General features: G+C 62.9%; 23 protein-coding genes. 2 read left to right on the top strand and 21 right to left on the bottom strand.

Annotated features, from left to right (window positions below):
• Positions 1-31: 31 nt before the first annotated feature.
• On the top strand, positions 32-949 hold the full coding sequence (locus ACNQVK_RS04935) for a serine hydrolase (protein ID WP_418028626.1): 918 nt from the start codon (positions 32-34) through the stop codon (positions 947-949).
• 30 nt (positions 950-979) lie between these two features.
• Here the strand turns inward: ACNQVK_RS04935 and ACNQVK_RS04930 are convergent, their stop codons facing one another.
• The 4 genes from ACNQVK_RS04930 to ACNQVK_RS04915 all read right to left on the bottom strand — a co-directional run bounded on the left by ACNQVK_RS04930 (position 980) and on the right by ACNQVK_RS04915 (position 6,197).
• On the bottom strand, positions 980-1,999 hold the full coding sequence (locus tag ACNQVK_RS04930; protein WP_418028625.1) for a glycoside hydrolase: 1,020 nt from the start codon (positions 1,997-1,999) through the stop codon (positions 980-982).
• A 140-nt stretch (positions 2,000-2,139) separates the two neighbouring features.
• Positions 2,140-2,730 (bottom strand): TetR/AcrR family transcriptional regulator, encoded by a 591-nt coding sequence (locus tag ACNQVK_RS04925; protein WP_418028624.1) that lies wholly within the window; start codon positions 2,728-2,730, stop codon positions 2,140-2,142.
• A 39-nt stretch (positions 2,731-2,769) separates the two neighbouring features.
• On the bottom strand, positions 2,770-3,888 hold the full coding sequence (locus tag ACNQVK_RS04920) for an agmatine deiminase family protein (protein WP_418028623.1): 1,119 nt from the start codon (positions 3,886-3,888) through the stop codon (positions 2,770-2,772).
• A 1,916-nt stretch (positions 3,889-5,804) separates the two neighbouring features.
• Positions 5,805-6,197: a hypothetical protein gene (locus ACNQVK_RS04915; RefSeq protein ID WP_067771825.1), complete on the bottom strand. Its 393-nt coding sequence runs from the start codon at positions 6,195-6,197 to the stop codon at positions 5,805-5,807.
• Positions 6,198-6,278: 81 nt separating this feature from the next.
• On the opposite strand from ACNQVK_RS04915, the gene ACNQVK_RS04910 reads away from it, so the two are divergent.
• Positions 6,279-6,938 carry a winged helix-turn-helix transcriptional regulator gene (locus ACNQVK_RS04910; RefSeq protein WP_067771823.1) on the top strand — a complete coding sequence of 220 codons (660 nt, stop codon included), beginning with the start codon at positions 6,279-6,281 and terminating at the stop codon, positions 6,936-6,938.
• Between the two features lie 71 nt (positions 6,939-7,009).
• Here ACNQVK_RS04910 and ACNQVK_RS04905 read toward each other — a convergent pair whose 3' ends face one another.
• The 17 genes from ACNQVK_RS04905 to ACNQVK_RS04825 all read right to left on the bottom strand — a co-directional run bounded on the left by ACNQVK_RS04905 (position 7,010) and on the right by ACNQVK_RS04825 (position 23,394).
• Complete coding sequence (locus ACNQVK_RS04905; RefSeq protein WP_067771820.1) at positions 7,010-8,143, bottom strand: NDMA-dependent alcohol dehydrogenase; 1,134 nt, start codon at positions 8,141-8,143, stop codon at positions 7,010-7,012.
• A 40-nt stretch (positions 8,144-8,183) separates the two neighbouring features.
• Positions 8,184-9,008: an SDR family NAD(P)-dependent oxidoreductase gene (locus ACNQVK_RS04900; RefSeq protein WP_067771817.1), complete on the bottom strand. Its 825-nt coding sequence runs from the start codon at positions 9,006-9,008 to the stop codon at positions 8,184-8,186.
• Positions 9,005-10,363: a cytochrome P450 gene (locus ACNQVK_RS04895; RefSeq protein WP_067771814.1), complete on the bottom strand. Its 1,359-nt coding sequence runs from the start codon at positions 10,361-10,363 to the stop codon at positions 9,005-9,007. Before ACNQVK_RS04895 ends, ACNQVK_RS04900 begins: the two co-directional genes overlap by 4 nt.
• Entirely contained in the window at positions 10,360-11,703 is a 1,344-nt protein-coding gene (locus ACNQVK_RS04890; RefSeq protein WP_067771810.1) for a cation:proton antiporter, read from the bottom strand. The genes ACNQVK_RS04895 and ACNQVK_RS04890 overlap by 4 nt, the downstream gene beginning before the upstream one ends.
• A gap of 8 nt (positions 11,704-11,711) precedes the next feature.
• The gene (locus ACNQVK_RS04885; RefSeq protein ID WP_418028468.1) at positions 11,712-13,502 is read right to left on the bottom strand and encodes an NAD(P)/FAD-dependent oxidoreductase; all 1,791 of its coding nucleotides are present in this window, start codon (positions 13,500-13,502) and stop codon (positions 11,712-11,714) included.
• The gene (locus ACNQVK_RS04880; protein WP_231965756.1) at positions 13,495-14,391 is read right to left on the bottom strand and encodes an alpha/beta fold hydrolase; all 897 of its coding nucleotides are present in this window, start codon (positions 14,389-14,391) and stop codon (positions 13,495-13,497) included. Before ACNQVK_RS04880 ends, ACNQVK_RS04885 begins: the two co-directional genes overlap by 8 nt.
• Positions 14,388-15,287: an alpha/beta fold hydrolase gene (locus ACNQVK_RS04875; RefSeq protein ID WP_067771974.1), complete on the bottom strand. Its 900-nt coding sequence runs from the start codon at positions 15,285-15,287 to the stop codon at positions 14,388-14,390. The genes ACNQVK_RS04880 and ACNQVK_RS04875 overlap by 4 nt, the downstream gene beginning before the upstream one ends.
• A 5-nt stretch (positions 15,288-15,292) precedes the next feature.
• Complete coding sequence (locus ACNQVK_RS04870; protein ID WP_082957774.1) at positions 15,293-16,684, bottom strand: NAD(P)/FAD-dependent oxidoreductase; 1,392 nt, start codon at positions 16,682-16,684, stop codon at positions 15,293-15,295.
• Positions 16,681-18,081, bottom strand: a complete 1,401-nt coding sequence (locus ACNQVK_RS04865) for an NAD(P)/FAD-dependent oxidoreductase (protein ID WP_082957773.1) — start codon at positions 18,079-18,081, stop codon at positions 16,681-16,683. Before ACNQVK_RS04865 ends, ACNQVK_RS04870 begins: the two co-directional genes overlap by 4 nt.
• 12 nt (positions 18,082-18,093) lie before the next feature.
• Entirely contained in the window at positions 18,094-19,101 is a 1,008-nt protein-coding gene (locus ACNQVK_RS04860; RefSeq protein WP_067771805.1) for a DUF2156 domain-containing protein, read from the bottom strand.
• On the bottom strand, positions 19,098-19,559 hold the full coding sequence (locus ACNQVK_RS04855) for a type II toxin-antitoxin system RatA family toxin (RefSeq protein WP_067771802.1): 462 nt from the start codon (positions 19,557-19,559) through the stop codon (positions 19,098-19,100). Before ACNQVK_RS04855 ends, ACNQVK_RS04860 begins: the two co-directional genes overlap by 4 nt.
• A 25-nt stretch (positions 19,560-19,584) precedes the next feature.
• Complete coding sequence (locus ACNQVK_RS04850) at positions 19,585-20,190, bottom strand: aminotransferase class III-fold pyridoxal phosphate-dependent enzyme (protein ID WP_418033962.1); 606 nt, start codon at positions 20,188-20,190, stop codon at positions 19,585-19,587.
• A 121-nt stretch (positions 20,191-20,311) separates the two neighbouring features.
• Entirely contained in the window at positions 20,312-20,641 is a 330-nt protein-coding gene (locus ACNQVK_RS04845) for an aminotransferase class III-fold pyridoxal phosphate-dependent enzyme (RefSeq protein WP_418033960.1), read from the bottom strand.
• Positions 20,642-20,879: 238 nt separating this feature from the next.
• Entirely contained in the window at positions 20,880-21,038 is a 159-nt protein-coding gene (locus ACNQVK_RS04840) for a hypothetical protein (protein ID WP_418028622.1), read from the bottom strand.
• A gap of 223 nt (positions 21,039-21,261) precedes the next feature.
• Positions 21,262-21,861 (bottom strand): SDR family oxidoreductase, encoded by a 600-nt coding sequence (locus tag ACNQVK_RS04835; protein WP_418028621.1) that lies wholly within the window; start codon positions 21,859-21,861, stop codon positions 21,262-21,264.
• 211 nt (positions 21,862-22,072) lie between these two features.
• Positions 22,073-22,300: a hypothetical protein gene (locus ACNQVK_RS04830; RefSeq protein WP_418028620.1), complete on the bottom strand. Its 228-nt coding sequence runs from the start codon at positions 22,298-22,300 to the stop codon at positions 22,073-22,075.
• A gap of 725 nt (positions 22,301-23,025) precedes the next feature.
• Positions 23,026-23,394: a hypothetical protein gene (locus ACNQVK_RS04825; RefSeq protein WP_418028619.1), complete on the bottom strand. Its 369-nt coding sequence runs from the start codon at positions 23,392-23,394 to the stop codon at positions 23,026-23,028.
• Between the last annotated feature and the right edge of the window lie 58 nt (positions 23,395-23,452).

The following is a 23,452-nucleotide window of genomic DNA, read 5'->3' as shown; positions in this document are numbered from 1 at the left end:
GCTCACCTGGCTCAGAATCTTCGGGAGACGTATGCGGCGGCGACTGTCCAAGCGGGCGATGACGAGCATGGCGGTCCTCGGTGCCGCGATGCTCGTCAATGGTTGTCAGGCGCAGGTCACGAGCATGCCGTCAAGCCCTGCGAACACCGCCCGGGCAACAGGTGTCGCGCCGCTGGGCACACGTGCCGTGTTTCCTCAGACTCCGCCGGCCGAGTTGGACGACCTCGACGTCCGCACCCGTCGGGCCACCACGGAAGCGGCCACATCAGGGGCCGACATCGAGGTCGTCGTGCTGGACCGCGACACCGGCCAGATCATCTCCAACGGCGCCAACCAACCGTTCCCGATCGCCTCTGTGGTGAAGCTGTTCATCGCCGACGACCTGCTGCTGCAGGAATCGAAGGGCGAGACGAAACTGTCTCCTGCCGACCGCAAGTCGCTCGACATCATGCTGCGCTCCTCCGATGACGGTGCGGCCCAGACCTTCTGGGACCGCAGTGGAGGAAACGCCGTCATCTCACGCATCGTTGCGCGGTACGGATTGAAGGGCACCACAGCGCCCTACAACGGACACTGGGACGTCACGCAGAGCACCGCAAGCGACCTGGTCCGCTACTACGACATGCTGTTGGACGGCAGCGGTGGGCTGCCCCCCGAGCAGGCCGAGGTGATCATGAGCAACCTCGCGCAATCCACGCCGACGGGAACCGACGGTTACCCCCAGCGCTTCGGCATTCCCGACGGGCTCTATGCCGAGCCGGTCGCGGTCAAGCAGGGCTGGTTCTGCTGCTGGAACGGCTCCAACCAGTTGCACGTGTCCACCGGCGCGATCGGACCCGAACGCCGCTACGTCATGGCGATCAGCTCCCTGGAACCCGGCGACGCCGCGGCCGCACGCAACACCATGACTCAGGCCGTCAAGACGATGTTCCCCGGCGGGCGCATCTAGACACTTTGCGGGGAGTTGCCGAGCCGTGGGTCAGTGGCGAGGTGTCGTAGTGATGTGCACGTGGTCGTAGTGACCGTAACCAGATGCCTGCGGGCCCGATGGCGTGTAGTAGGTGCCACGCCAGATCACATCCTGTAACCCGAATCGGGCCGCGTTGCTCATCGCGAACGCGAGAATCTCGTCTCCGAGCGCGATGCCCTCGGGGCTGCTGGGGTTGGGGATCATGATGTCGATCGCCAGACCGCTGGGATGCCAGGGCTTCGAATCCGGCCGCACCCCATCGATGTCGGCGATCTGGGGAAACCTCGCGCTGACGGCCCGGGCGGCCACGATGGTGTTGGCCTGCAACCCGGCCTCGGACGCGACGCCGACGGGTAACGACTCCGGGAGATCGACGGGCGGCGCCGCGGCCGCGTTGTCGATCACCGCCCGCTGACCTGGAGTCAACGCGGCGTACTGCGCCTCCGCGGCGGCGATCTGACGCTGCAGTTCACTCCATTTCGCCTGCAGGTCTGAGCGCACCGCGGCCGACCGCTCGGCTGCGGCGCGGGCCTCGGCGGCCGATACCTCTGAGGCCCGGACGGCGGCGGCCGCGCGCTCACGTCCTGCCTGAAAAGCCTTCATCTGTTCGGTCGCCTCTGTGGCCACCACCCGCCGCAGGGACAGGTGGCCTATCAGCTGTTGCGGGGAGCCCGCGGTCAGCACCGCCGCCATTTGACCGGTGCCGCCGCTCATGTAGGTCATTGCCGCCACCCGGTTGGCAGCGGCCTGATGGGGCTGCAGCTGGGCGTTCGCGACATCCAGGGCCGTGAGATCGGCGCGGTGGCGGTCTTCTGCCGCTGTCTGGGCAGCCATTCTGGCGTCGGCGTCGCGTTGGGCCGTTGTGACGGCATCGCGACTCTCGACCGCCTGACGCGACAAGTCGTTGAGCTTGGACAGTGCGTCGGCCGCGGGGTCCGCCAACACGTCACCCGTCGACATCCCCAGCACCAGCACCGCGGCTGCCGAGCCGTACGCCGCTCGCCGAAGTGAACGGCGTACCCGGGTCATTCGGATTGTCACGATCCTTCGGTGCGGGGACCGATCGTGGTCCGGCTAGGTATGTCCCGGACAGGCTACGAACTGGCACCGGCGATGTCTACTCATGCGCCACTGCGATTGCCGCCCAGCCGAGCGGTGCATCCCTGGTGTCAGCCCTGCTGCGACCGGCGGGCCGGCCCGAGTTCGGCGGTAATGGCCCCGGCCAGGAGGTGCTGGGCGCGTTCGAGGGTGATCGATCCGCTCAGCCATCGTTCGCTGAGACCTTCGACTAGCGCGGTGAGTCGTTCGGCGGCGTCGGTCGGGTCGATGCCGGGATCTGCCATGCCGCTGTCTTGGGCCATCGTGATGACCTCTCGCAGATCCGCTGACCACTGCTGGGTCGCGTCGCGCAGCTGCTCACGCAGCTCGCCGTCGAAGACGGCGCTGGCTCGCAACTCGCCCCAGGCGATGCTGTTCTCGCGCACCGTCGGCGTGCCCTGGATCTCCAGCAACAGCATCTGTTCGATCTGTGCCCGGGGATCTTTCGATGCCAGAGCTTGCCCGGTGTAGCGGGCGGCGCGATCGTTGATGTGTTCGAGAGTCCGGCGGATCAGCCCTGCCCGACTTCCGAAGTGGTAGTAGATCAACGCGGTGGAGATGCCTGCCTCGGCGGCAAGCTTCTCGACCCGCAGCCCGCGGACACCGCTTTGGGCGATCACCCGGATCGCCGCGTCCAGGATCATCGTCTGACGATCAGACACCGACCTCCCCTTCCCAGGAATCCTTGATCATGGTCGGCCTCAGTCGACGGGTTCCTGCTGGGTGGTGCAATGAATGCCGCCACCTCCGGCAGCGATGGCATCGATGTTGATCTGCACGACGCGGCGATCGGGGAACAGCCGCTCCAATTCCTGTTTGGCGGCCTCATCCGTCTGCGGGTCACCGAATTCGGGTGCGATCACGGCGCCGTTGCAGACGTAGAAGTTGATGTAGCCGGCGGCGAAGTCGTCGGATTCGAATTCGGGCCGGACGACACTCGGCGCTTCGAGCACGACAACCTCCAGCTTGCGGCCCTGGGCATCCGTCGCGGTCTTGAGAATGTCGAGATGACGCTTGGTCACATCGTGATCCCACGAATCCGGGTCAGTGTCCAGACCGGCCACCACCACACCCGGGCGGACGAAGCGGGCATAGAAGTCGGTATGACCGTCGGTGATGTCCTTGCCCTTGATTCCGGGTAGCCAGATGATCTTGTCCAGTCCCAGCAGCGGGCCCAGCTCGGCCTCGACATCGGCTTTCGACCATCCCGGGTTGCGGTTCTTGTTGAGCACGCAACTCTCGGTGATCAGTGCGGTGCCCTCACCGTCCACCTCGATGCCGCCACCTTCGAGGACGAGGTCAGTGGGCAGCGATTCCACACCCGCGCGCTCTGCGACGAAATCGGCGACACCGGCATCCTCGTCGTAGTCCTGCTTCTCGCCCCAGCCGTTGAAGTTGAAGTTGACGCCGGCCTTGGTCCCGTTGCCCTTCACGAACACCGGCCCGGTGTCGCGCATCCAGAGGTCATCGAGCGGTGCCTCGATGAGCTCGACCGACGGGCCGACGAGGCCACGGGCCAGGTCGAGGTCCTCTGACCGGACCAGCATCGACACCGGCTCGAACTGCGCGATCGTCTGGGCGATGCCGGCCAGGTTGCGCTGGACTTCGGGAAGCAACGAAGCACCCCAAATCGCCTCGCTCGCACCGAAAGCCATCCAGGTCCGCTTGTGCGGATCCCCCTCTTCGGGCATGCGCCAGGTGCGCTCGTCATCCTGGCCGCGGTCGTCTCCCGCAACCGCATCGGTGGGGTCGGTGCATGCCGCTGCCAGCAGTGCTCCCATCGCGGCCGCACTGAACTGCAGAAACTTTCGTCTGACCATCACATGCATCTCCTCGCCGTTTCAGGCAGGCGCCGGCACCGCGTCGCCTGACCGTCAGGCGCATTCGATGTCCAGCGCACCGCGCCGGTCACCCGGAGAGCCTACATCGGTCCTGACTAAACTTTCAGTCGAGCGTGGGTCACGGCGATGAAGGGGCCGTCGGGCCGCAACGGATCCGCGTCGGCAGGTTTCCGAGTCTGTGCGCACCCAGCTCGCCGATGGTCGCCGGCCCGGGCCGGTGTCCTTTGGGGCCTCCTCGGCCAATCAAGGAGGTCTTTACCAGGCCATACACGACATGGCGTGCGCGCCGCCGTCCGCACCTTCACCCTCGAGCCAGTCGCGGTTGCAGTCGCGCCAAGAGACGCCGCGCTGCAGCCGCCAGTTGGCCTCCGCTGGCAGGATGCGGGCAAACTAGAGAGATCATTGACTAATTTTTCAGGCAGTGTGCGGATCGTCTCATGACTGACACCGCGCAGCGAGCGAACGGATGCGGCCGATCATGCAACGCCGATCTCACCTCGGGGGGCGTGCATGCGGCAGCACGAACCCGAAGCCCTGGGCGAAGTGGGCGCCGCCGGTGCTGCAGCGTCCCTTCTGCGGATAGCCGTCGTAGAACACGGAGAAGCACTTGTTGCAGAAGGCCGACAGGCATCGCCTGCCTACTTTGGCAGGATCACCGCGGGTCGCGAGCGCTTGTTGATCTTCGCTGCCTGCCAGGAGCGGCCGACCTCGAAAAGTGTTCGCCGCATCTCGCCAAGAGAGAGCTGTAGGTTCTCAAGTTTCGCTGCATATGGCCGTGGCTGTGACCTGCGGTTGTCAGATTTGTCTCACGCCGTCTGCACCGAAGTTTGTCTCACGAAACACTGCATTTCCTACGCGCAGGTTTGAGTGAGCTCAGCCTTACCTAGTGGCGATACGCCTCCGAAGATGCGTGGCATCTTGATATTTCGTCACTGTGACGATGAATCGTCTCGGTCAGAGCATTGTCATAGGGTTGCCCATGGCACCGATCGAGGCACCCGATGCCGGTCGCGAGAAGCCGGTCGGCGATGTCCGGTGCCACGGTATTTGAGGTTTGCCAACCGATCTGATGCGACAACGTGATTTTCCCATGTGATTGAGATCGTATTAGAGACCGCCAAGACTCGGGCACAGAGGGGCGAGACACCGCGAGATTAGACGACGGTGTGCACCGCTTCCTTTCAGGCGGCCCGCGGAGGTTGCCAGGACCGTAGGCTCAGGCGATGCGGTCGTATCCCACTCTCTACCGGGGCGTGGAGTATCGTTCCCGGCTCGAAGCTCGTTGGGCAGCGTTCTTCACCGAGATCGGGTGGCGAACCACGCGAATCCACTGCCAAGCCAACTCCGACCCGTCTTCCGCCGCAGATAGTCAGTTCCATCCTCCCGCAGGCGTTCTCGGCGAATTCTGGCACGATTCCGGGACAGGTTGGAATGACGGCGAGAAGTTCGGCGCCAACTCGAGGTGGTCTTGGGACACCGGTCTGTAGTTCGTTTGCGAAGAGTGCAACGGCATCAGCGTCTACCAGCAGATCCACTCGTGGACAGGCCGCCCATGCAGGCACTACGACGGGGACCGGCTTCTCGGCCACATCAGCACCGACGTGCTCGATCAGCACTGGGCGCGTACCTGTAACGAGGTTAAGTGGCACGGCAGACTTATCTAGCTTGCTAGATCCGGCGAAGCCGGATTATTGAGTCAAGTTTTGTGGTGCGTGGGTCAGGTTTAGTCGAATGGTCTTGTGGAGGTTGGTGTTTCGTTTCGTGATTATGGCGCCGTGGTGAGGTTTTCGACTGCGGCGCGGTATGCGGTGGCGGCGGACCTATTTCTGCCTCTTGCCACGCGGTGACGACGAATTGCGCACTGGCGCTTGGCGCACACGCTCCGGAACACCTTGTCAGAGTCGAAACATTTCGCGAGCCATCGCAGCATCGGCGATGAAATCAGGACGCTGCGGACATCCCGGCTGTTCCGGTTGCTTGCGATTGTCACGTTTGGGTGCGTGTTCGATCGTGCGGTGATCTGTTCGGTGGAACATGTCGGCGATTCGTGCCCATATGGAGGTGCGTTGCGTGCACTCCGGGGCGTTCAGGTGGGTGGCGTCTGGACCGAGGGCCGCCTGACTGCGGGACGATGGCGCATGTGGCGGCAGCGCTTCGAGTCGATGTTCCACCGGCCCAGTAATTTTCGCGGTCGGGGTGTTGACCGTGGGGGCAGTCTCACGCGCCGGCGCAGTCACCGTGTCACGCTCGGCGGAGGCCACGGTAGCGGAGGCAATCCGTGCGTTCATAAATCGGACGCTACTACTTCTTATTTTTGAAGTCCATACTCTTTTTGAAGTCGATGATTCAGATGTTATATTCAGATCACCATGGCGAAGAGGTCGTACGACGAGTACTGCGGACTCGCGGTTGCGCTCGACCTGCTGGGCGAGCGCTGGACGATGCTGGTCATCCGCGAGCTGCTGATGGGCCCGAAACGCTTCACCGACCTGCTGGGCGGACTGTCCGGCATCGGCACCGGTTTGCTTACTCAGCGACTGCGGCAGCTCGAAGAAGCACATGTCATCGAGAAAGCCGTCCTCCCGCCGCCGGCCGCCTCGGCGGTCTATCAACTCACCGCCGATGGCGAGATGCTGCGACCAACTCTTCTCGGACTGACCCGATGGGGATTGCGGCGGCTGGGAACGCCGACCGAAAGCCAAACGCCCAACGCTAACCTGCTCGCTTTCGCGATGGCGGCTCGCTTCAACCCTGCCAGCTCACCAGCCGCCGACGGCGAGCACGAATTGCATGTCGAGGGTTCGATGTTCCAGATCATCATCGAGAACGGCGCCATCCAGATTCATCCAGGACCTGCGGAGCGCGCCCAGGCGACCATCACCACCGACATGGCCACGCTGATCGCCATCAACAATGGCTCGTTAACACTGGCTGAGGCGATCAGCGCCCAGACGCTGGTCGTCGACGGCGACGCGGAGGTGATCACGGCACTTGCTGACGCGTTCGAGCTGGACGCACAGGTCGCATAGCAGAGCCGAATCTCACCCGCGTCGAAGCGGCTGGGTGGCCTTACGCCCAGGGCTTAAGTCAACGCGGAAAATTAGCGGTCGGCGTCGGTGTAGCGGATGACGCCGCGGATGTTGCGGCCCTCGAGCATGTCGGCGTAACCGTCGTTGATCTGCTCGAGCTTGTACTGCCGGGTGACCATGTCATCGAGGTTCAACCGGCCGACTTTGTACATGCTCAGCAGCTGCGGGATGTCGTGGTGCGGGTTGCCGCCGCCGAAGATGGTGCCCTGCAGGCGCTTCTGCAGCAGCGTCAGCATCGACAGGTTGAGCTTGACGTCGTTGCTGGCCATGTTGGCGACGGCGGTGGCCACCACGGTGCCGCCCTTGGCGGTGATGTTCATGTAGTGGTCGATGTCCTCGCCCTTGAGCTCGCCGACGGTGACGATCGTCTTGTGCGCCATCCGACCCTGGGTGACCTCGACGACGCCGGCCATCGCGGAGAAGATGTCCGGGTAGGCGTGCGTGGCACCGAATTTCAGCGCGTTGTCGCGCTTGAACTCGACCGGATCCACCGCGAATACGTTGCGTGCGCCTGCGGCCAGCGCGCCCTGCAGCGCACCGGTGCCCAAGCCGCCGACACCGACGATGACGACATCCTCACCGGGGCGCACATCGGCGCTACGCACCGCCGAACCATAACCGCTTGTGACGCCGCAGCCAACGAGGCAGGCCACCTCGAACGGGATGGACGGATCGATCTTCACGACCGAGCTCTTGTGCACCACCATGTACGGGCTGAACGTGCCCAGCAGGGTCATCGGGATGACGGGCTGACCGTTCTTGACCGCATGGATGCGATGGGTGCCGTCAGACACCGACGTTCCGGATAGTAATAGGGCGCCGAGGTCGCACAGGTTGCGCAGACCTTCCTGGCAAGCCGGACACTCACCACACGACGGGATGAACGACAGCACTACGTGATCGCCGGGGGCGAGGTGCTCGACACCGGGGCCGACCTCGGTCACGACGCCGGCGCCTTCGTGGCCACCGAGGACCGGGAAGCCCGCCGCTGGGATGTCGCCGGTCACCAGGTGGTGATCGGAATGGCACATGCCCGAGGCTTCCATCTGAATCTTGACCTCATCCTTGACGGGGTCACCGATCTCGATCTCCTCGATCGACCACGGTTGATTGAACTCCCAGATCAGAGCGCCTTTGGTCTTCATATCTCCCTCTTCCTGGATGTCGTTGGCTGTAGATGGGTCGTTATGCGCCAAATGGATTAGCACGTACCAGCAGCCGCTGATAGCTCGGCCCCATCAACCGAACGAGTGCATCCAACGCGTGTGCCTCCGAGCCGACGAGGACTCGGGTACGGCGCTTGGACACTCCGTTGAGGATTGTTTCGGCTGCATTGTCTGCGGTGTGTCGAGCCAGTTTGGTATCGAATATTTGTGCAATGGCTGCAGAGTCGACGTCGCGGGCGGTAACGGCGTTGCGCGCGACTGCGGTCTTGATCCCACCTGGATGAACGCAAGTGACGCGCACCGGTATTCGCGCAGCGTACATTTCCTGAGCTAGGGCTTCGGTGAAGCCTCGCACTGCGAATTTAGCGGCGTTGTAGGCACTTTGGCCGCTTACAGACAGGAGCCCGAAGAGGCTGGAGATGTTGATGACGTGTCCGTCGCCAGAGGTGATCAGGTGCGGTAAGAATGCTTTCGTACCATGTACCACGCCCCAGTAATTGACGTCCATGACGCGTGCGACGTCGGCGATCTCGCTTTGAAGCACGGTGCCGAAGTAGGCTACGCCTGCATTGTTGTAGATCTGGTTCACGCCGCCGAATTCTTCGGCCACCTCTTCCGCGTGTGCCAACATAGCCGCATAGTCGGTGACGTCGACTTTGTCTTCGCGCACGCCGACGCCGTACGCCAGGCATGTACTCGTCGTCTCAGCAAGGCCCGCTGTGTCGATGTCAGATAGCGCGAGTGAAGCTCCTTGTCGCGCGAGCCCTTCTGCTAGAGCACGGCCCAGGCCCGAGCCTGCACCCGTGACGACGCAGACCTTGCCGTCGAATGTCGATGTTGTCATGTGTGGTCCTTCTTGCTGTCGGAGCGGCGCGTTGCGATGATTCGGCCTCCGCGTGCTGGCACGGTGATGATGTTCTTGGCTTTTCTCGTTTCCGGTGCACGGCGATGGGGCCTGAGATCGTAGGTCTGCAGGACCGTCTTCAAGACGATCGTCATCTCCATCACGGCAAAGAGTGCCCCGATACAACGGCGAGCTCCGCCGCCAAACGGTATCCAGGTGTTGGCTTCGGGTTGTTGGCCCAGGAATCTGGACGGCTCAAACTCGGTGGGTGCGGTGTGTCGTGCCGGATCGGCATGCACCAGAGCAATGGCTGGCAAGACAGTGATCCCTGCGGGCAAGTGGTACTCGCCGATACGGACCGGTTCCGTCAATTGCCTTGCCACATCGTTGATTACTGGCTTGATCCTCAAGGTCTCTTTGGCAACCGCAGCCAGGTAGTCGTCGTCATTATCGAGTGCGGCCTGCTGGGCGGCGGCGAGTTGCTCTGGGTTACGAACCAGTTCGTGTAGAGCCCAGGCCAGTCCGGCTGCGGTGGTGTCATGTCCGGCGAGCAACACCGAGATGATGTTGTCCCGCAATTCGACATCATCGAGGCCGCGGCCACTGTCGCCATCGGAGACCTGCATCAGCCGGGACAGCACGTCGTGGCGAGTGCGGTAGCTGCCGCTGGCGCGGCGCTCCGCGATCTCGGCGTAGGTGATCTCGTCGAACTTTCGCTGATGCCGCAAGTGTGTACGCCAGGGCGGTAGCCGGTGGAGGCGCGGGTAATGCAGTCCCATCAGCGTGACAGGGTCGATGCCGGTGATGTGGTGAATTGCTGGCCTCAGCTGCGTAAGCCGCTCCCTGGACGTCACACCCAGCACGACGGACACGATGACTTCGAGCATCAACTCTTGCATGCGGTCGAGGGCGCTAAGTGGCTGTCCGACAGGCCATCTAGAAACCGCATGGCGGGTCCGCTCGGTGACCATCTCGCGATATCCGTCCAATGCGCGACCAGTGAAGGCCGGGGCGAGTAGACGGCGGGTGCGTTTGTGCTCGTCTTCGTCGGTGAGCAGTACCGAGTGATCGCCCATCGCGGGCCTCATGATCGAGTTTCCCTCACCCGCATGATAAACATCGGGAGCCCCCGCGAAGACCGTCTTGATGTCCTCCGGTCTTCCCAACACCACCATGTGGCGGTACGGCGCAGTCGGTTTCAGCAGGAACGTATCGCCGTACTTGCGCCTCATCGCAGGGTAGAGTCGATGCCGCGCCAGCGTGAACAGCAGCGTCTGCAACCAGGCTGGCAGACGTGGGCCCGGCGGCAGCCTTAACTCTTGCCCCCGGCTTGCGGAGAGGTCGGTGACGGTCATCGGCGGCCTCGCTCGATAGTGCAGCCCAGGCCGGCGGCTTCGTAGATGCGGTTGGCCCGCAGCGTTTCTTCCTCGGACTCCTGCGACTTGCGCATTGCGCGGCGAAGAATGGGTGGCGCCATGATGGAAGTCACCACTGCCATCAGCACCAGGATTGTGTACGCCTCCGGCCCGAGTACACCGAGCTGCAACCCTACTGTTGCGACGATCACTTCGACGACGCCGCGCGCGTTCATGCCCGCGCCCAACGCAAAGGAATCGTGGCGGCTCAGTCCACTGAGTTTGCCTCCGAGGAACGCGCCGAGGAACTTGCCGATGATCGCTGTACCGATAACACCGATCGCGGCGAGCAGCACAGGCCATTTGACCAGTGCCGATAGGTCCATTCGCAGGCCGGCAGTGGCGAAGAACACTGGTGCGAGGACGGATAGGACGACCGTGTTCAGCGGAGCGATCGCCTTGGGTTCGAGCCGAGTACGTCCCAGGACGATGCCGATCACAAAAGCGCCGAGCAGAGCTTCCAGCTTCATCGCCTGGGTCACCGCCGAGCTCGCGATGATCAGGACGACGACAGTGGCTCCGATCGTCCCGGAATCTCCGGAGCGACTTACCCAGTCCACGATGCGCTGCGCAAGGAATCGCCCGATCGTCATCGCGAACAGGACGACCGCGGCCAGCGCGGCCAGAGGTAGCAGGATCGCTGTGGCGTGAAGGACTCCAGCGGTGGCCACGGCGGACACCAGTGCAAGCAGGAACCACGCCAAGAGGTCGTCGATCATCGCTGCGGTCATGATGAGCTGCCCGACGTTGCGGTGAGTCATCTTCAGTTCCATGAGCGTCTTGGCGATTACGGGGATCGCGGTCACGCAGACCGCGACCCCCAGAAACAGGGCAAACACGCTAGGGCTGATGTGCTCGGGACGAATGGGTTCCGGCAGCGCGAACCCGATCGCCAATCCTGCTGCAAACGGGATGACTACCCCGAAGAAACTGACCATGCCTGCGCTGCGCGCCTTGCGACCAAAGCCGCGGGTCTCGAGCTGGATGCCGGCGAGGCCGACCAGCAACAGGACGCCGAGTTGCCCAACGGCGTCAAGCAGGTGCGTTTGTATGCCGTCGGCCCGAAACAGCCAGTTCCACAGCCCCGGGAGGGCGTGGGCCAGAACTGTCGGGCCAACGACTATGCCGGCCAGAAGCTCGCCGGTCAACGCGGGAAATCCCCATCGCAGCGCTAATCCACCCAACAATCGCGCAGCCGTGAGAACCACCGCAAGCTGGATGAGGAAGACAAGCAACGCGTGCGCGGTCAGGGGGGCGATGAGGTTCACCGAGGAAGTCATCTGCGCGCCTACAGGATTCCGCCGACGTGTCGCCAGTCCTTATTGCGGTAGGTCAGCATATCGCGAACAGGTTGGGCGGCCACAGACGCGCCTGCCTGCACTTCGGCCAGGGTCAACCGTGCGGCCTCCTTACTGACATCGGCGAATCCGCCGGTGAAGTAGGTACCCCGAACATGGCTGGGGCTTCCATAGCGCCCCCAAAGCAGAACGCGTGTCATGCTCAGCAGGGTGAACGTGCCTGTGGGAAGCCGACTATCGGGGTCCAGAGCGCGCCACCCTGTCCAGGTCGACGAGGGCACCAGCCCGCTTTCCCGCAATGCTGCGTGGATGCGGTGGACAGCTTCCGGGGAGTCGATCTCCTTGTCTTTGACGGCCTGAACTGCGGCGCACGCTCGGGTGAACAGCGCCTCGAAACGCGGGTTGTCGATCGCCTGCAGGCCACGGTAAGGCGCCTGTTCGAGTCTGTTGAAGACCTGCGTGTCCTTGGACTTCTCGAATTCGATGATTCTCTGCAGTTGCGCATTGGCGCCGTACATGGTGCCCAGGCACCACACCCGAAACCATGCGTTCCACAGGTCGAAGTCCTGGAATGCGGTGTAGGAATTGGCCACCAGGCTGTCGTAGTAGTCGAACGACTTCTTGGTCCAGGTCTGCAGATACTCGAATCGATCGGTGGAGAAGTCATCTTCGCGGACAGCATCAATCAAGCGGTGCCCGAGCGCATTGAGGATCATGACGGTCACCGCGAGCCCGCTGGAGAACAGCGGGTCGATGAAGTCGGAGGCGTGGGGCAGCAAGCACCATCGGTCACCGATGATCTGCTTTGAGGCGAATTGGCTGCGGTTGGACGACATGTAGGCCCGCACCGCTGAGGCTTTGCGCATCTGCTTCTGGAACGTGGGAAATCTGTTGATGTGAGCCCAGAATTCCTGTTCGGCCGACTCACCGTCACGTTGCGGGTACATGTCGATATCGAGGTTGATACCGACGCTGCACAGTTGGCTGGTGGTTCCGACATGGTTGTCGAAAGGAATCACCCAGGCCCAGCCGCCCTCGAACAGATGGTGCAGTGTTCCCTGGGAGAAGGGGCTGGGCATGCGATGCTCGCGCCGCGGGGCGATCACCCGGTCGAAAGGTTCGACCCCGACGAAATGGTTGAAAATGGTGCGAGAGCGGGTTTGGTAGGGCGCCGGGTCGATCCGAAGACCGAGTTGCTCACCGAGCAGGCTGCGCATGCCGCCAGCATCGACGACATAGAGTGCGCGGTATTCCCCTGCGGTGGCTGTACGAATGGTGGCGCCGTCATCGTCGAAGTCGACGGCGACCACTGGGGTGTGGGTCAATCCGGTGGCGCCGTAGGACAATGCGACTTGATAGAGGTACGCATCAACGTCCTGGCGGAAGAAATGTGAGTCGGGCCCGATCGGCGGAGCCCAGGTGGGGTGCTGATTGCATTCCTCGGGCCGGAACGGCTCCCCTTCACGATGGTAAGCAAATCCGAAGTTGCGTTTGACACCTGAACTAGCACTCACCTTGCGTCGCAGGGTGTGATGACCGGCGAGAAATCCGAGCTCCGGCACGTCGTATCGGCGAGCTAGGACGCGCAGCCCCACGATCGTCTCGGGTACCGTCGATTCCCCGATCGCAAATCGCGGATGCCCCCCGGCCTCGATGATGGCCACCCGCACACCGTGGCGAGCCAGAATGGTCGCCAAAGTGCTGCCCCCGATGCCACCGCCGACGATGACGACGTCGAACTCCCGGCTGCCCTCTACGTCGAGCCTCGATGCCTTAAGCATGGGTGTTCACCTCTTCTTTCAAAAATTGTGTGATGAGCTCGGCGAGCTCGAACGGCTTGTCCTCAGGCAGCAGTGAGCACGAGTTCGGTATCCAGCGAAGTTGAGAGTTCGGAAAGTCTGCCGCCAGCCGCTCGGCATGGGCTGCGGGAAACGTCCGGTCCTGAGGTGACCAGACCACCAGAACCTGTCCGTGAAATTCCTTGAAACGCGTTGCTGCGGAAAGAACGTCCTGACTGTCGAGGCTTCGCAGCATACGTTGAAGGTCGGTAAAGATCTCACCGTCGACGATGGCGGGTAAGGCCCATGAGTCCGAGGTCGCCGGTTCAATCGGGCGCCGGGTCAGCCATCCATAGGAGAACGGCAGCGCGCGCAACGCCCGGATGCGCAACGGCCCCAACATCAACAGTTGCGCGCCGGGAGAATGCGCGATGACCTTCAGTACGGGGCGGTAGCGCTTAGGTGGGGCGTTGTCGTAAGCCCCGCCGGACGCCAGCACCAGTCGTGCCACCAAGTCGGGGCGGGTGACGGCCAGAAGCTGAGCTACCGGCGTGCCCCCGTCGTTTCCGATGACGGTGGCGGCACTTATCCCCAGAGCTTCCAACGTCTCCGCCACCAGGCCGGCCAGCCCAGGGAAGGACAGATCCGCCTCCGGCATGGGCGTCTGATGAGCCCCATACGGTAGGTCGATGCAGATGCAGCGATACCGCCCGGCTAGCGTGGCGACGACCTTGCGCCAGACGTTGCTGTTCATCAGCGGGCCGTGCAGGAAAATCAGCGGCTCACCAGCTCCTACGTCGAAGTAGGCGATCTCACCAGAGGACAACGTCAGGCGGTGTCGTTCTCCGAGGCTGCGGTGGCGCCACCACGGGCGGGCATCTTCATCAATCACGAGGTGACCTCCAGGGCGTTCGATTCAATGAAATGTGTGACGAGTTCGGCGATTTTGGCTGGCTGGTCTTCTGGAGCGAACGTGTAGGCATCCGAGATCCACTCGAGGTTCGCGTTGGGGAAGTCCCTCTTCAGCCTGTGGGCGTTGGCTATCGGACAGAATCGGTCCTCGCTCGACCACGCGATCAGAACCGGGCGGGTGAACCGTCCGAAATGACGGGCAGCGGCCTCGGTGTAGCGCGACTGCAACCCGTCCAAGACCCGGCGTAGGTCGTTGCGGACAGCCTTATCCAGCACAGCCGGCAATACGTAGGTGTCGGCCGCACGATGGTCGATAGGCCGGCGGGTTAGCAAGCCATGCGCCACGGGCAGCCGCCGAAGAGCACGGAGGCGCAGCGGTGTCAGCAAGGCCAGGAGTCCGCCTGGGACGCGGGCGATCCACTTCATGGGAATGTATTCGCGTGGCGGGCAATCGGTGTAGGCATCACTCGATGTCAACACCAGGCGGCCTATGAGCTCAGGACGTTGGGCCACAACCAATTGCGCCACTGCGCCCCCGGTATCGTTGGCGACGATCGTCGTGCCGATCAACCCAAGCTCATCAATGGCATCAGCGACGAGGCTCGCCAGCCCGGGCAGCGACACATCGGCTGCGGGCAGGCCGTGGTCATGAGAGCCGAACGGTAAGTCGAAGGTGATGCACCGGTATTTCTTGGCGAGGAGGGGCACGACTTTTCGCCAGAGGTTCGCATTGACCAGCGCACCGTGTACGAACACCACGGGTTCGCCCTGCCCGGATTCGAAGAAACGGACCGCCCCCTTCGCAAGTCGCCTCGATCCTTCGGCGCCTAGAGCACTGTCGCGCCACCAGGTGCGTTGCCATCCTTTGGGTGTCATCGTGGTCACCTCGCCTGCTTTCGGCCGAACTGGCGGTACATCGAAGCTTGCGCGTCTGCCAAGACCGTTGAGAAGGAGTTGCCTGGGCGACAGACTGCGCGGGCAAAGGAGACAGCTGCCGGAAGCCCCATCAGGCGCCGTGGGTTGTACTCGTGCCGAAGCATCAAGGTGAGATTCCGGCGGCGCCGTTCAGACCGGCTGATATAGCGGAAGAGTTCGACGTCGATCGAATTTGTCGGCAGCCCCAAACCGATGGAACGGGAGAAGAAGTACATCGGTCGTGCGTCCGCGTCGCGGTGTCCCCACCACCGGGCGGTAGCCGCATCGATAGTGCGTGGGCTTCCGTAAGCCGGTGTCAGATGCGCCGACAGCGACCGCACCTGACGTAACGCGTCGGAGATCCCCTGTCCGGTGATGACGTCCTTGAAGTGCCCGGAGTCGCCGACGAGTACCCAGCCCTCGCCGGCGGCCTCGCGGAAGAAGCCGTCCATCCTGCGCACCGCGCAGACTTCGCCCACCTGTTGCGCGCGGTCAAACAGCCCTTGCAGCGTTGGGATGATGCGCTGGGCGTTCTCTTCGAACACCTTTTTGTCCCGGTAGTCGCGCGGATCATCACGGGGAGGTTGCGCCACGACGAGGGTCATGCCGCTATCGCAGGGCACCATGAAGTAGATCTGGCGGCCGTCACGGACGAGCTGAAACTCATGCGGGACAGGCAAGTTGGCGTAGTACCGCCAGATCGCATCACGGTCGTTGGTCGTCACTGCGTACTTGGCGGCACCGACCAGCCGGGCAATTGTGGAGTTTCGACCGTCGGCGCCGACCACCAGGGGCGCACTTATGTGATGCTGGTTGCCGTCAGGATCCACGGCGACCACGCCGCGCACTCTGCCGTTGTTCTCGGTGAGCAGCCGGGTGACCGACATGCCTGTGCGCACGTTGACCTGCGCGCGTTCCACGCGCTTGCGCAGCATCTCATCGAGCAGAATCCGTCGGACGCACATGCGAGGCCACTGCGGATGGCGGACGGACATGTCCACGCCGTCCATGACGGTTCGGGTGGCGTGCAGCGGCGGCGCTCCGAGAGCGTGAAGCTCGTTAAGGATGTCGAGCTCGTCCCACAGCCGTAGATCTTGCAGGTAATGGGTTGACAGCACATCGGTTTCGCGTTCGCCGCGGTCTAAGAGAATCACCGATTTACCGGCGTCAGCCATGCGGATGGCCAGTGCGCAGCCAGCGATGCGGGCTCCGACGATGATGATGTCTGCGCGCTCGTGTGTGACAGCAGCCGTGGCGCTGCTCGATGTCACAGGCGCCGGTGTCTTTTTGGGTGGCGATTCCGCGCGGTCCTTGCTCGCGTCGACGTCGGGTTCGCGGCTGATCGCTTGTTCGGTCATGACAGGGCGACCTTTCTCGTCGCGGCGGGTTTGTTCGGCGATGGTTGCGGTACGGCGACGGCGATGTCTCGGCCCTCACGTCGATCGGCGAAATCGAGCAGCTTCAGATACGCCTTGGTTCCGAAATACAATGCTGGACGCGGCATCGACAGCGCGCGCCGCCGCGACCATGGCAGCGTCTCAGCAGGGTGCCCGCCGAGCTGTCGGGCGAACCTCCACGCCGCGTCGACAGCGAGGGCAAGCCCATGTCCGCACCACGCACCCGCGTGGTAGACGCCGGTGTATCCGGGAACGGTACTAACCATCGGTAAGCGGTCTTGGGTGCTGGCGCCCAATGCCGACCATCGGGCACTGACCCTGACACCCGCGAGGGCTGGGAATCGCTCTGTCAGCTCGCGATAAAGCCGTTGCTGGACCGCGTCGGCACTTCGTGAATCCGGTACTGGATCCCCGGTGGGCACGATCACCGGACCACCGCCGAATACCAGGCGGCCGTCAGCCGACATCCGGTAGTAATTGAAGAAGTTGCGCTGGTCGATCACTCCGCCCCGGCCGTTCCATTGCAGTTGTTCTTGCTGATCGGCGGTCAAAGGCTCGGTGGCAAGAACGTGCGCGCGGATGGGCACCACGCTGTGTGGGAACGGGTTGAGATCGTGGGCATAGCCGTCCATGGCGAGCAGCACCTTGTCCGCGACGACCGAGCCTGTCGCCGTGCTGACGCGCGTACCGCGTCCGGTGGCCAGTGGCTCCATCGTTAAGGCGCGGCTTTGTTCGAACACGGTGACGCCAAGAGTGATGACGGTGTCGGTCAAGCCCACTAGCAATTGGTAGGGATCGACCAACATCGTGTTGTCGTAGGACAATCCAGCCAAAAATCCTGGCCCGGCCCGTTCAGTGAGTTCGGTGTCGCTGAGGCAGTCGACGCCGCGGTCCAGCTCAGCCAGTGCTTTCAAATGTGTTTGCATGCGGTGTTTTTGGCCGACGGTCGTCGCGGCGAGTGTGTGCGGTTCATCGCGTTGGTCACAGTCGATGTGTTCTGCGTTGACGATCTGACGGAGCAGGTCGACCCCGTGCTGGGATGCGTCAAATGCCGCGCGCGCCCCTTCGTCTCCGTACTTGCGCCGTAACTGGGGCAACGCCATCTTCAAGCCGGGGCTGACGATGCCGGTGCATCCGCCGGTCGCCCCCGCGCCTATCCGCCCAGCTTCCAAGACTGTGATCGACAGTCCTGGTGCATATTTGGACACGTAATACGCTGTCGCCAGTCCTGCCAGGCCGGCGCCGATGATGGCCAGGTCGGTCTCAACAGTGCCGTTGAGCTGCGGCTTGGGGGTGACGAACTCTGATATCTGGAACCAGATCGGTGCGGTGTCGAGGCACCTCGTCGCGTCTACCATTGTGTCCTGTCCTCAGAGTGAATTGGTTGCTCGTGCCAGCCACCACATGTCCCGCAGGCGTATTCGGCCCGGGAAGGCGATGTATTCGGGTTCGATCTGGTGGGGACGCCATTTCAGCTTGAAGGCCAGCTGGCTTTGTGCTGGGTAGAGGAAGGCGCCGCGCTCACGTATCAGCGAGATTGCCTTGCTCAGAATCGGGCTGGAGGCGCCTGGCAGTTCGTGTTCGGGGTCGATTCCCACGAATGGCGTGAGGCCGAGATGGATCCATTCGGCCCCGCCAGCACGAAGCACGTCGGCTGCTTCGACGAAGATGTGCTCGATGACACCCGGCGGAGCATCGGGCAAGCGGCGAGTGAGGTCGTAGAGCCAGCCTGGCTGCGGGCCATAGGCGGGCGAGAACGAGATGTAGGCGACGACGTGGGTGCCGAGCATCGCGACGAAGAGCCGACGATGATCCTGTACGGCGTCGTTGCGTTCGCCAACCATCAGACGTAGTTCCTTGACATGGCGGCCTTTATTGCGTAGCCATTGCTGGTCGATGCGGTCGAGTTGTTCGGCGAATCGCAGGTCTTGCTGCATGTCCGCGGTCGCCTCGACGACATGCACGCCCTCCCGGCGCGAACGCGCCACCATGTTGCGGGTCTTGACGAACTTCTGACCGCGCAGGCTGAACTGGGATAGGTCGATGCTGTAGGTGCACCCGAACTGGTTGACGACCCAACCGTCGTTGGCGGCGCGTTCGGCGTCGTGTCGGGACAGTTGCACGGCGATGATGCGCTTGCGTTGTGACGCAGCCGACTGTGCGAACGCCTCTGTCAGAACGGCGCGGTCAGCGTCGGTCGCTGCACAAGGTCCGGTGAACTGGATCCAGCACTGCCGCCCGACTGGACGGTAGGTGATCATGCCTGCCGCCTCATCGACGGTGAAGTACTTGTTCCCCGCGTTGAGCGACAGGAACGCCGATGCGCTTTGTCCTTGGTTTTCCAGGATGGCCAGTGCGTCGTGCGTCGTCTGAGTCATGCTGCGATGGTCGGGTCGACTTGACGGACCGCGCCGAATAGTCCGCCCAGGATCAGCTCGATGTTCTCGGCCAGCGCGGCAGCGGCGATGGGATCGAGTAGCTCTGCAAGAGAAGGCATTCCGAGGTCGAACTCGGCGGTGAAATACACGATCGTGGCGCCCTGTTCTTCTTCGCGGACCCGCCACGAGCCCTGAAAAGTTTTGAAGTCGCCGCTGACTTGGCAGAAGTCGATCGTGGCAACGTCGCGGCGGATGTCGTCGCGTTCGGTCCACCGGAGCAGGCCCTTGCGGAACCGCACCGTCCATACGGAGATCACCGCGTGCGGGTCATTGTCTTCGATGTCCACCGATACGACCGCTTCGGTGTATCGGGGATAGCTTTCGAAGTCTTGGATCCGGTCGAAGGCGGCGGCCGGGGTGATCGCCTCGCAGTGGAATGCTAGTTCGATGGTGGGCATGAATTGTTCTCCTTCACAGAGTCGTTCACAGAACGTCAGTGATCGTGTGTTCGAACGCGGACATGAAGTGGTCGAGGTCAGTGTCGGAGGCGATGGCCGGTGGTGTCAGACGCAGGACGGTTGAGGAGTTGAGCGAGTGGTTGACCAAAACACCGCGCTCGACGAGCCCCAGATAGAGCTCACCGACGACCATGGGGTCGTTGAACTCCATGCCGATCAGCAGCCCGCGCCCGCGCAGGTGTACCCGGCCATCGAGGCCGTGGTTGCGCAGCAGGTCCCCGAGATCGTGCATGAGTCTGGTTCCCAGGGTGGCTGCCTGCTCAATGAGACCGTCCTCGCGCAGCACCTGCACCGTTGCTGCGGCGGCAGCGCATGCCACCGGTGAGGCGGCGAAGGTAGAAGAGTGCAGGTAGGGATCCTCACCAAAAGGTTCATAGACTCGTGCGGTGGCGACCATGGCGGCTACCGGAACCACGCCGCCGGACAACACTTTTCCGACTAACAGGATGTCGGGGATGACGGCTTCAGGGTCCGCCCCCCACCAAGTACCCAGACGCCCGAGGCCTGTTTGGATTTCGTCGAGGATCAGCAGCGCCTGGTGGCGTGCACAGAGTTCGGCGGCGGCCTGCAGGTAGCCACGGGGAGGAATGTTGACCCCGCCCTCGCCCTGGACCGGTTCGACGATGAAGCATCCGCGCCCCCGTGTTTGTGCCAGCGCGGCGTCCAGGCTCTCGATGTCGCCGAACGGGACGCTACGTCGCCGGCAGCAGAGGTTCGAAGGGTAGCTGGTACTTAGGGTTCGCGGTGACGCTCAGCGCACCCAGCGTCTTGCCGTGGAAGCCCCGGTCGGTGGTGACCAATGCGGTCTTTCCGTGTGCGCGCGCCAGCTCGATCGCCGCTTCGGCTGCCTCAGCACCTGAGTTGACGAAGTGCACGAGGTCAAGCCCGTGGGGCGTGACCGATGACAACGCCGCAGCGGCGCCGATGGCTACCGGATCGAAGAACACACGGGTGGCCATGGGGTGATTGTCGAGCTGGTGTTTCACTGCGGCAACAACTTTGGGATGTCGGTGGCCGAGCAGGTAGACGCCGTGGCCGCCGAAGTTCAGGTAGCGGCCACCAGTTGGACATCGTCAACCAGGCACCCTCGGAGGCCACCTCTTGCATGCCGCCGAGCAGGCGTGCCCAACGTGGCCTTCCCCCGAACCTTGATGCGCGCGGCACAGATCCTCGGTGTGGGTGGTGACGATGGTTGTGGCGGTCATGCGACCTGCTGGTCGCCACCACCAGCGATGAGGCCTTTTGCAGCTGCCCAGTACATCATCGATTTCGTCGAACAGCGCGCAGGGCGCTGCCGGTGATGCGCTCCTGTAACCCCAGTGCTGCGTGCGAGTTGGGAAGCGGCTCGCTGGTCTGAAACAGCCAGGCGAATTCGAGTAGGTCGCGGAACTTGCTTTGCAGCGACAGCGGCAGCAGCATCGAGCAGCGGTAGAATCAGTCTGTCCACGGCTTCCCCCGGGATGAATCGCGGTGTGGGCAGGGAGAGTTTGATGTCGGAGGCGATCCCCATGCACATCTCCCGGATCTCGAGAGCATGTAACGCATGGTGGCCGGCAGTCAGCCAGTATTCGCCTTGATCGGTTCCCTCTCGCAGCATCTGGCCCAGGGCTCCGGCCGGCCGGATCTTCTGGCACGAAGTCGATCAGCGCATCTTCGGCGCATGGGCAGGTCGACGCTGCCCCGCACGATGGCGCCCGCACAGCATGAAGCCCCTGAAATCCGGCCATTCGGCCGCTCTGCGAGTCCCGGATACGATGGACGGTCGCACAATCACGCGGTGCGGGCAGGGTGCTTGCCGAACGAGCTGCTCGGCATCGATTTTCGACCGTACGTAGGCCGCCGCGCCCGGTGAATGTCCATTGGGTGCCGGCGGGTTGGCCACGAACGCGGTGCTCAAGAAGTACAGCGGAGCATCGGCTACCGTGGCCAACTGAAGCAATGCACGCGGCGCCCGCCGAGGTTCACTTCGCGGATCCGCGCCGGGTCTTCCTTCCAACTGGTCGCGGCTGCTACGTGGACAATGGCGTCGGCACGCCTGGCCAGTAATGCATAGTCGCTTGAGGGACATGCCCAGCATGGGCTGTTCGAAGGACCCTACGAATTCGCTGACCCGCACGTCGGCGACCGGTGTCCGGTTGCGCATGCAGACGATGTCGAAATCGCCTGCCAGCTCGTCGATCAAAGCTCTTCCCACCACGCCGGAGGCGCCGGTGACCAGGATCGTCTTTTTCCGCCAAGTCATTCGTGAACTCCTTAACTGATCTGAAGGGGGGCCCCGGCGAAGTACCGGGCTAGCGGACCGGTCATACGCGCTCGTGACGGCGGATGGAATCCCAGGCCGTTGACCGCTGCTGCGAGGTACCCGATGTCGTCGAACCCATGAATTTCAGACCACAGCAGTTCAGTGGCATAGGGCACCACCGCCGCGATAACGTCTTGAACGGCGTACCTCGCTAGCAATGTGGCGACGAGAAGTTCCTGTGTGCGTGCGGATTGGGCGCCTGCCGGGCAATGTTCTCGATGGCAGCCATCGCGGTCTCGACCCGCGACGTTAACGCCAGCTGGTCTGTATCAGATGCAGTCGGGCAGGTCATCGCCCCTTCGACGACCGCGCTGGCGGCACCGAGGTAGGACGCCATCATCAGGAGCTCGAACCACACGAAGCCCGCCGTTTGGATCATCGGGCAGCTCCGGTGTCGGTTATGTCGGTTAGGACAACCAGAAGCTCTTGCGGAACTAAGACGTCGTCGATGTCGATCTGGTCACTTTCAGCGCCGGCAAGGGCGAAACTGGACCAGAACGGAGTGACCGTGACGCCCGGATCCGACGCGCGATCAGCGCGATCGCCAGTCGCTCGCCGTTGCCGTCGGGAGCTGGCAGCAGCAGGCTGGCAGTAAGGAGATCCATCGACCGAGCCAGACTGCACGGCTTCTTGGAGCCGCTGACGCGACACCCTCAGGAACCAATACCGATTTCATGGTGGGCGTCAGGATGCGACCGTCAGACCTGCCCTCGGCGAAACCAGATGCCAACAGCATGTTCTGAGTGGCGGTCACCTCCAGGCGGCATGCATTTCCTCCCAGTTCCGCCAGGACCACAAGGCTGGCCACAGAGAAGTGATGCATGGTGGTCGCCACAGCGAGCGATGGCGAGCGTGAGCCGATCGCACGTTGCACGCGCACCTTCTCCAGCGCTGTAGCGCCCTTGCCCTGGTATTCCGTTGGTATCGGGTCAGCCCCGGCCCGCCAGCAGCTTCGGAACAACCCGGCCCCAGGTGCGTCGGGCCCGACTCGATCCCCAGACCCTGGGCTGTCAGCGCCTAATGAGTCCGGGTAGCAAGACGATTCGGGTCCGCACGTTCCCGCTCAAGGAATCTCACCGCGCGATCGGGTTCCGAAGGCATTGTTTAGACCTCAATTTCCTTGTATTCACGCTCGAACTGCACGAATTCCTGCAGGATGGCGGGCTCGAACGGCACACCGAATGGCTTTGTCGTATTGCCAAACAGGGCACGATCACCGAAAAGGTGGATAGGTAGTGCAAGCAGCGCCCACTCGGGTTGAAACACGATCGACCATACGCCGGCGATCAATGCGGCAGTTAAAAGGCTGTGCATCACATTGTAGGCGACGTAATAACCTCGGCCAATCTTCCCTGTTTGGCTTCGACGGAAACGGAATCGCACCGGAAGGTACCCCAATACGTCAATTACAGCGAAAAACCCAGCGAAAGCCAACCAATTGATCTCACCCCAGTGAAGTAGGGCCAGAGTCACTGATCCGCCTAGGCAACCAGCCATTCAGCACGCGAGATCAGATGCGTGGTTCTCGTCT

Origin of the sequence: Mycobacterium sp. 134, assembly GCF_048282715.1 — a bacterium.
GTDB classification, from domain to species: domain Bacteria; phylum Actinomycetota; class Actinomycetes; order Mycobacteriales; family Mycobacteriaceae; genus Mycobacterium; species Mycobacterium septicum.
The sequence above is the reverse complement of the archived record's forward strand: the minus strand, read 5'-3'. Positions and strand labels throughout refer to the sequence as shown.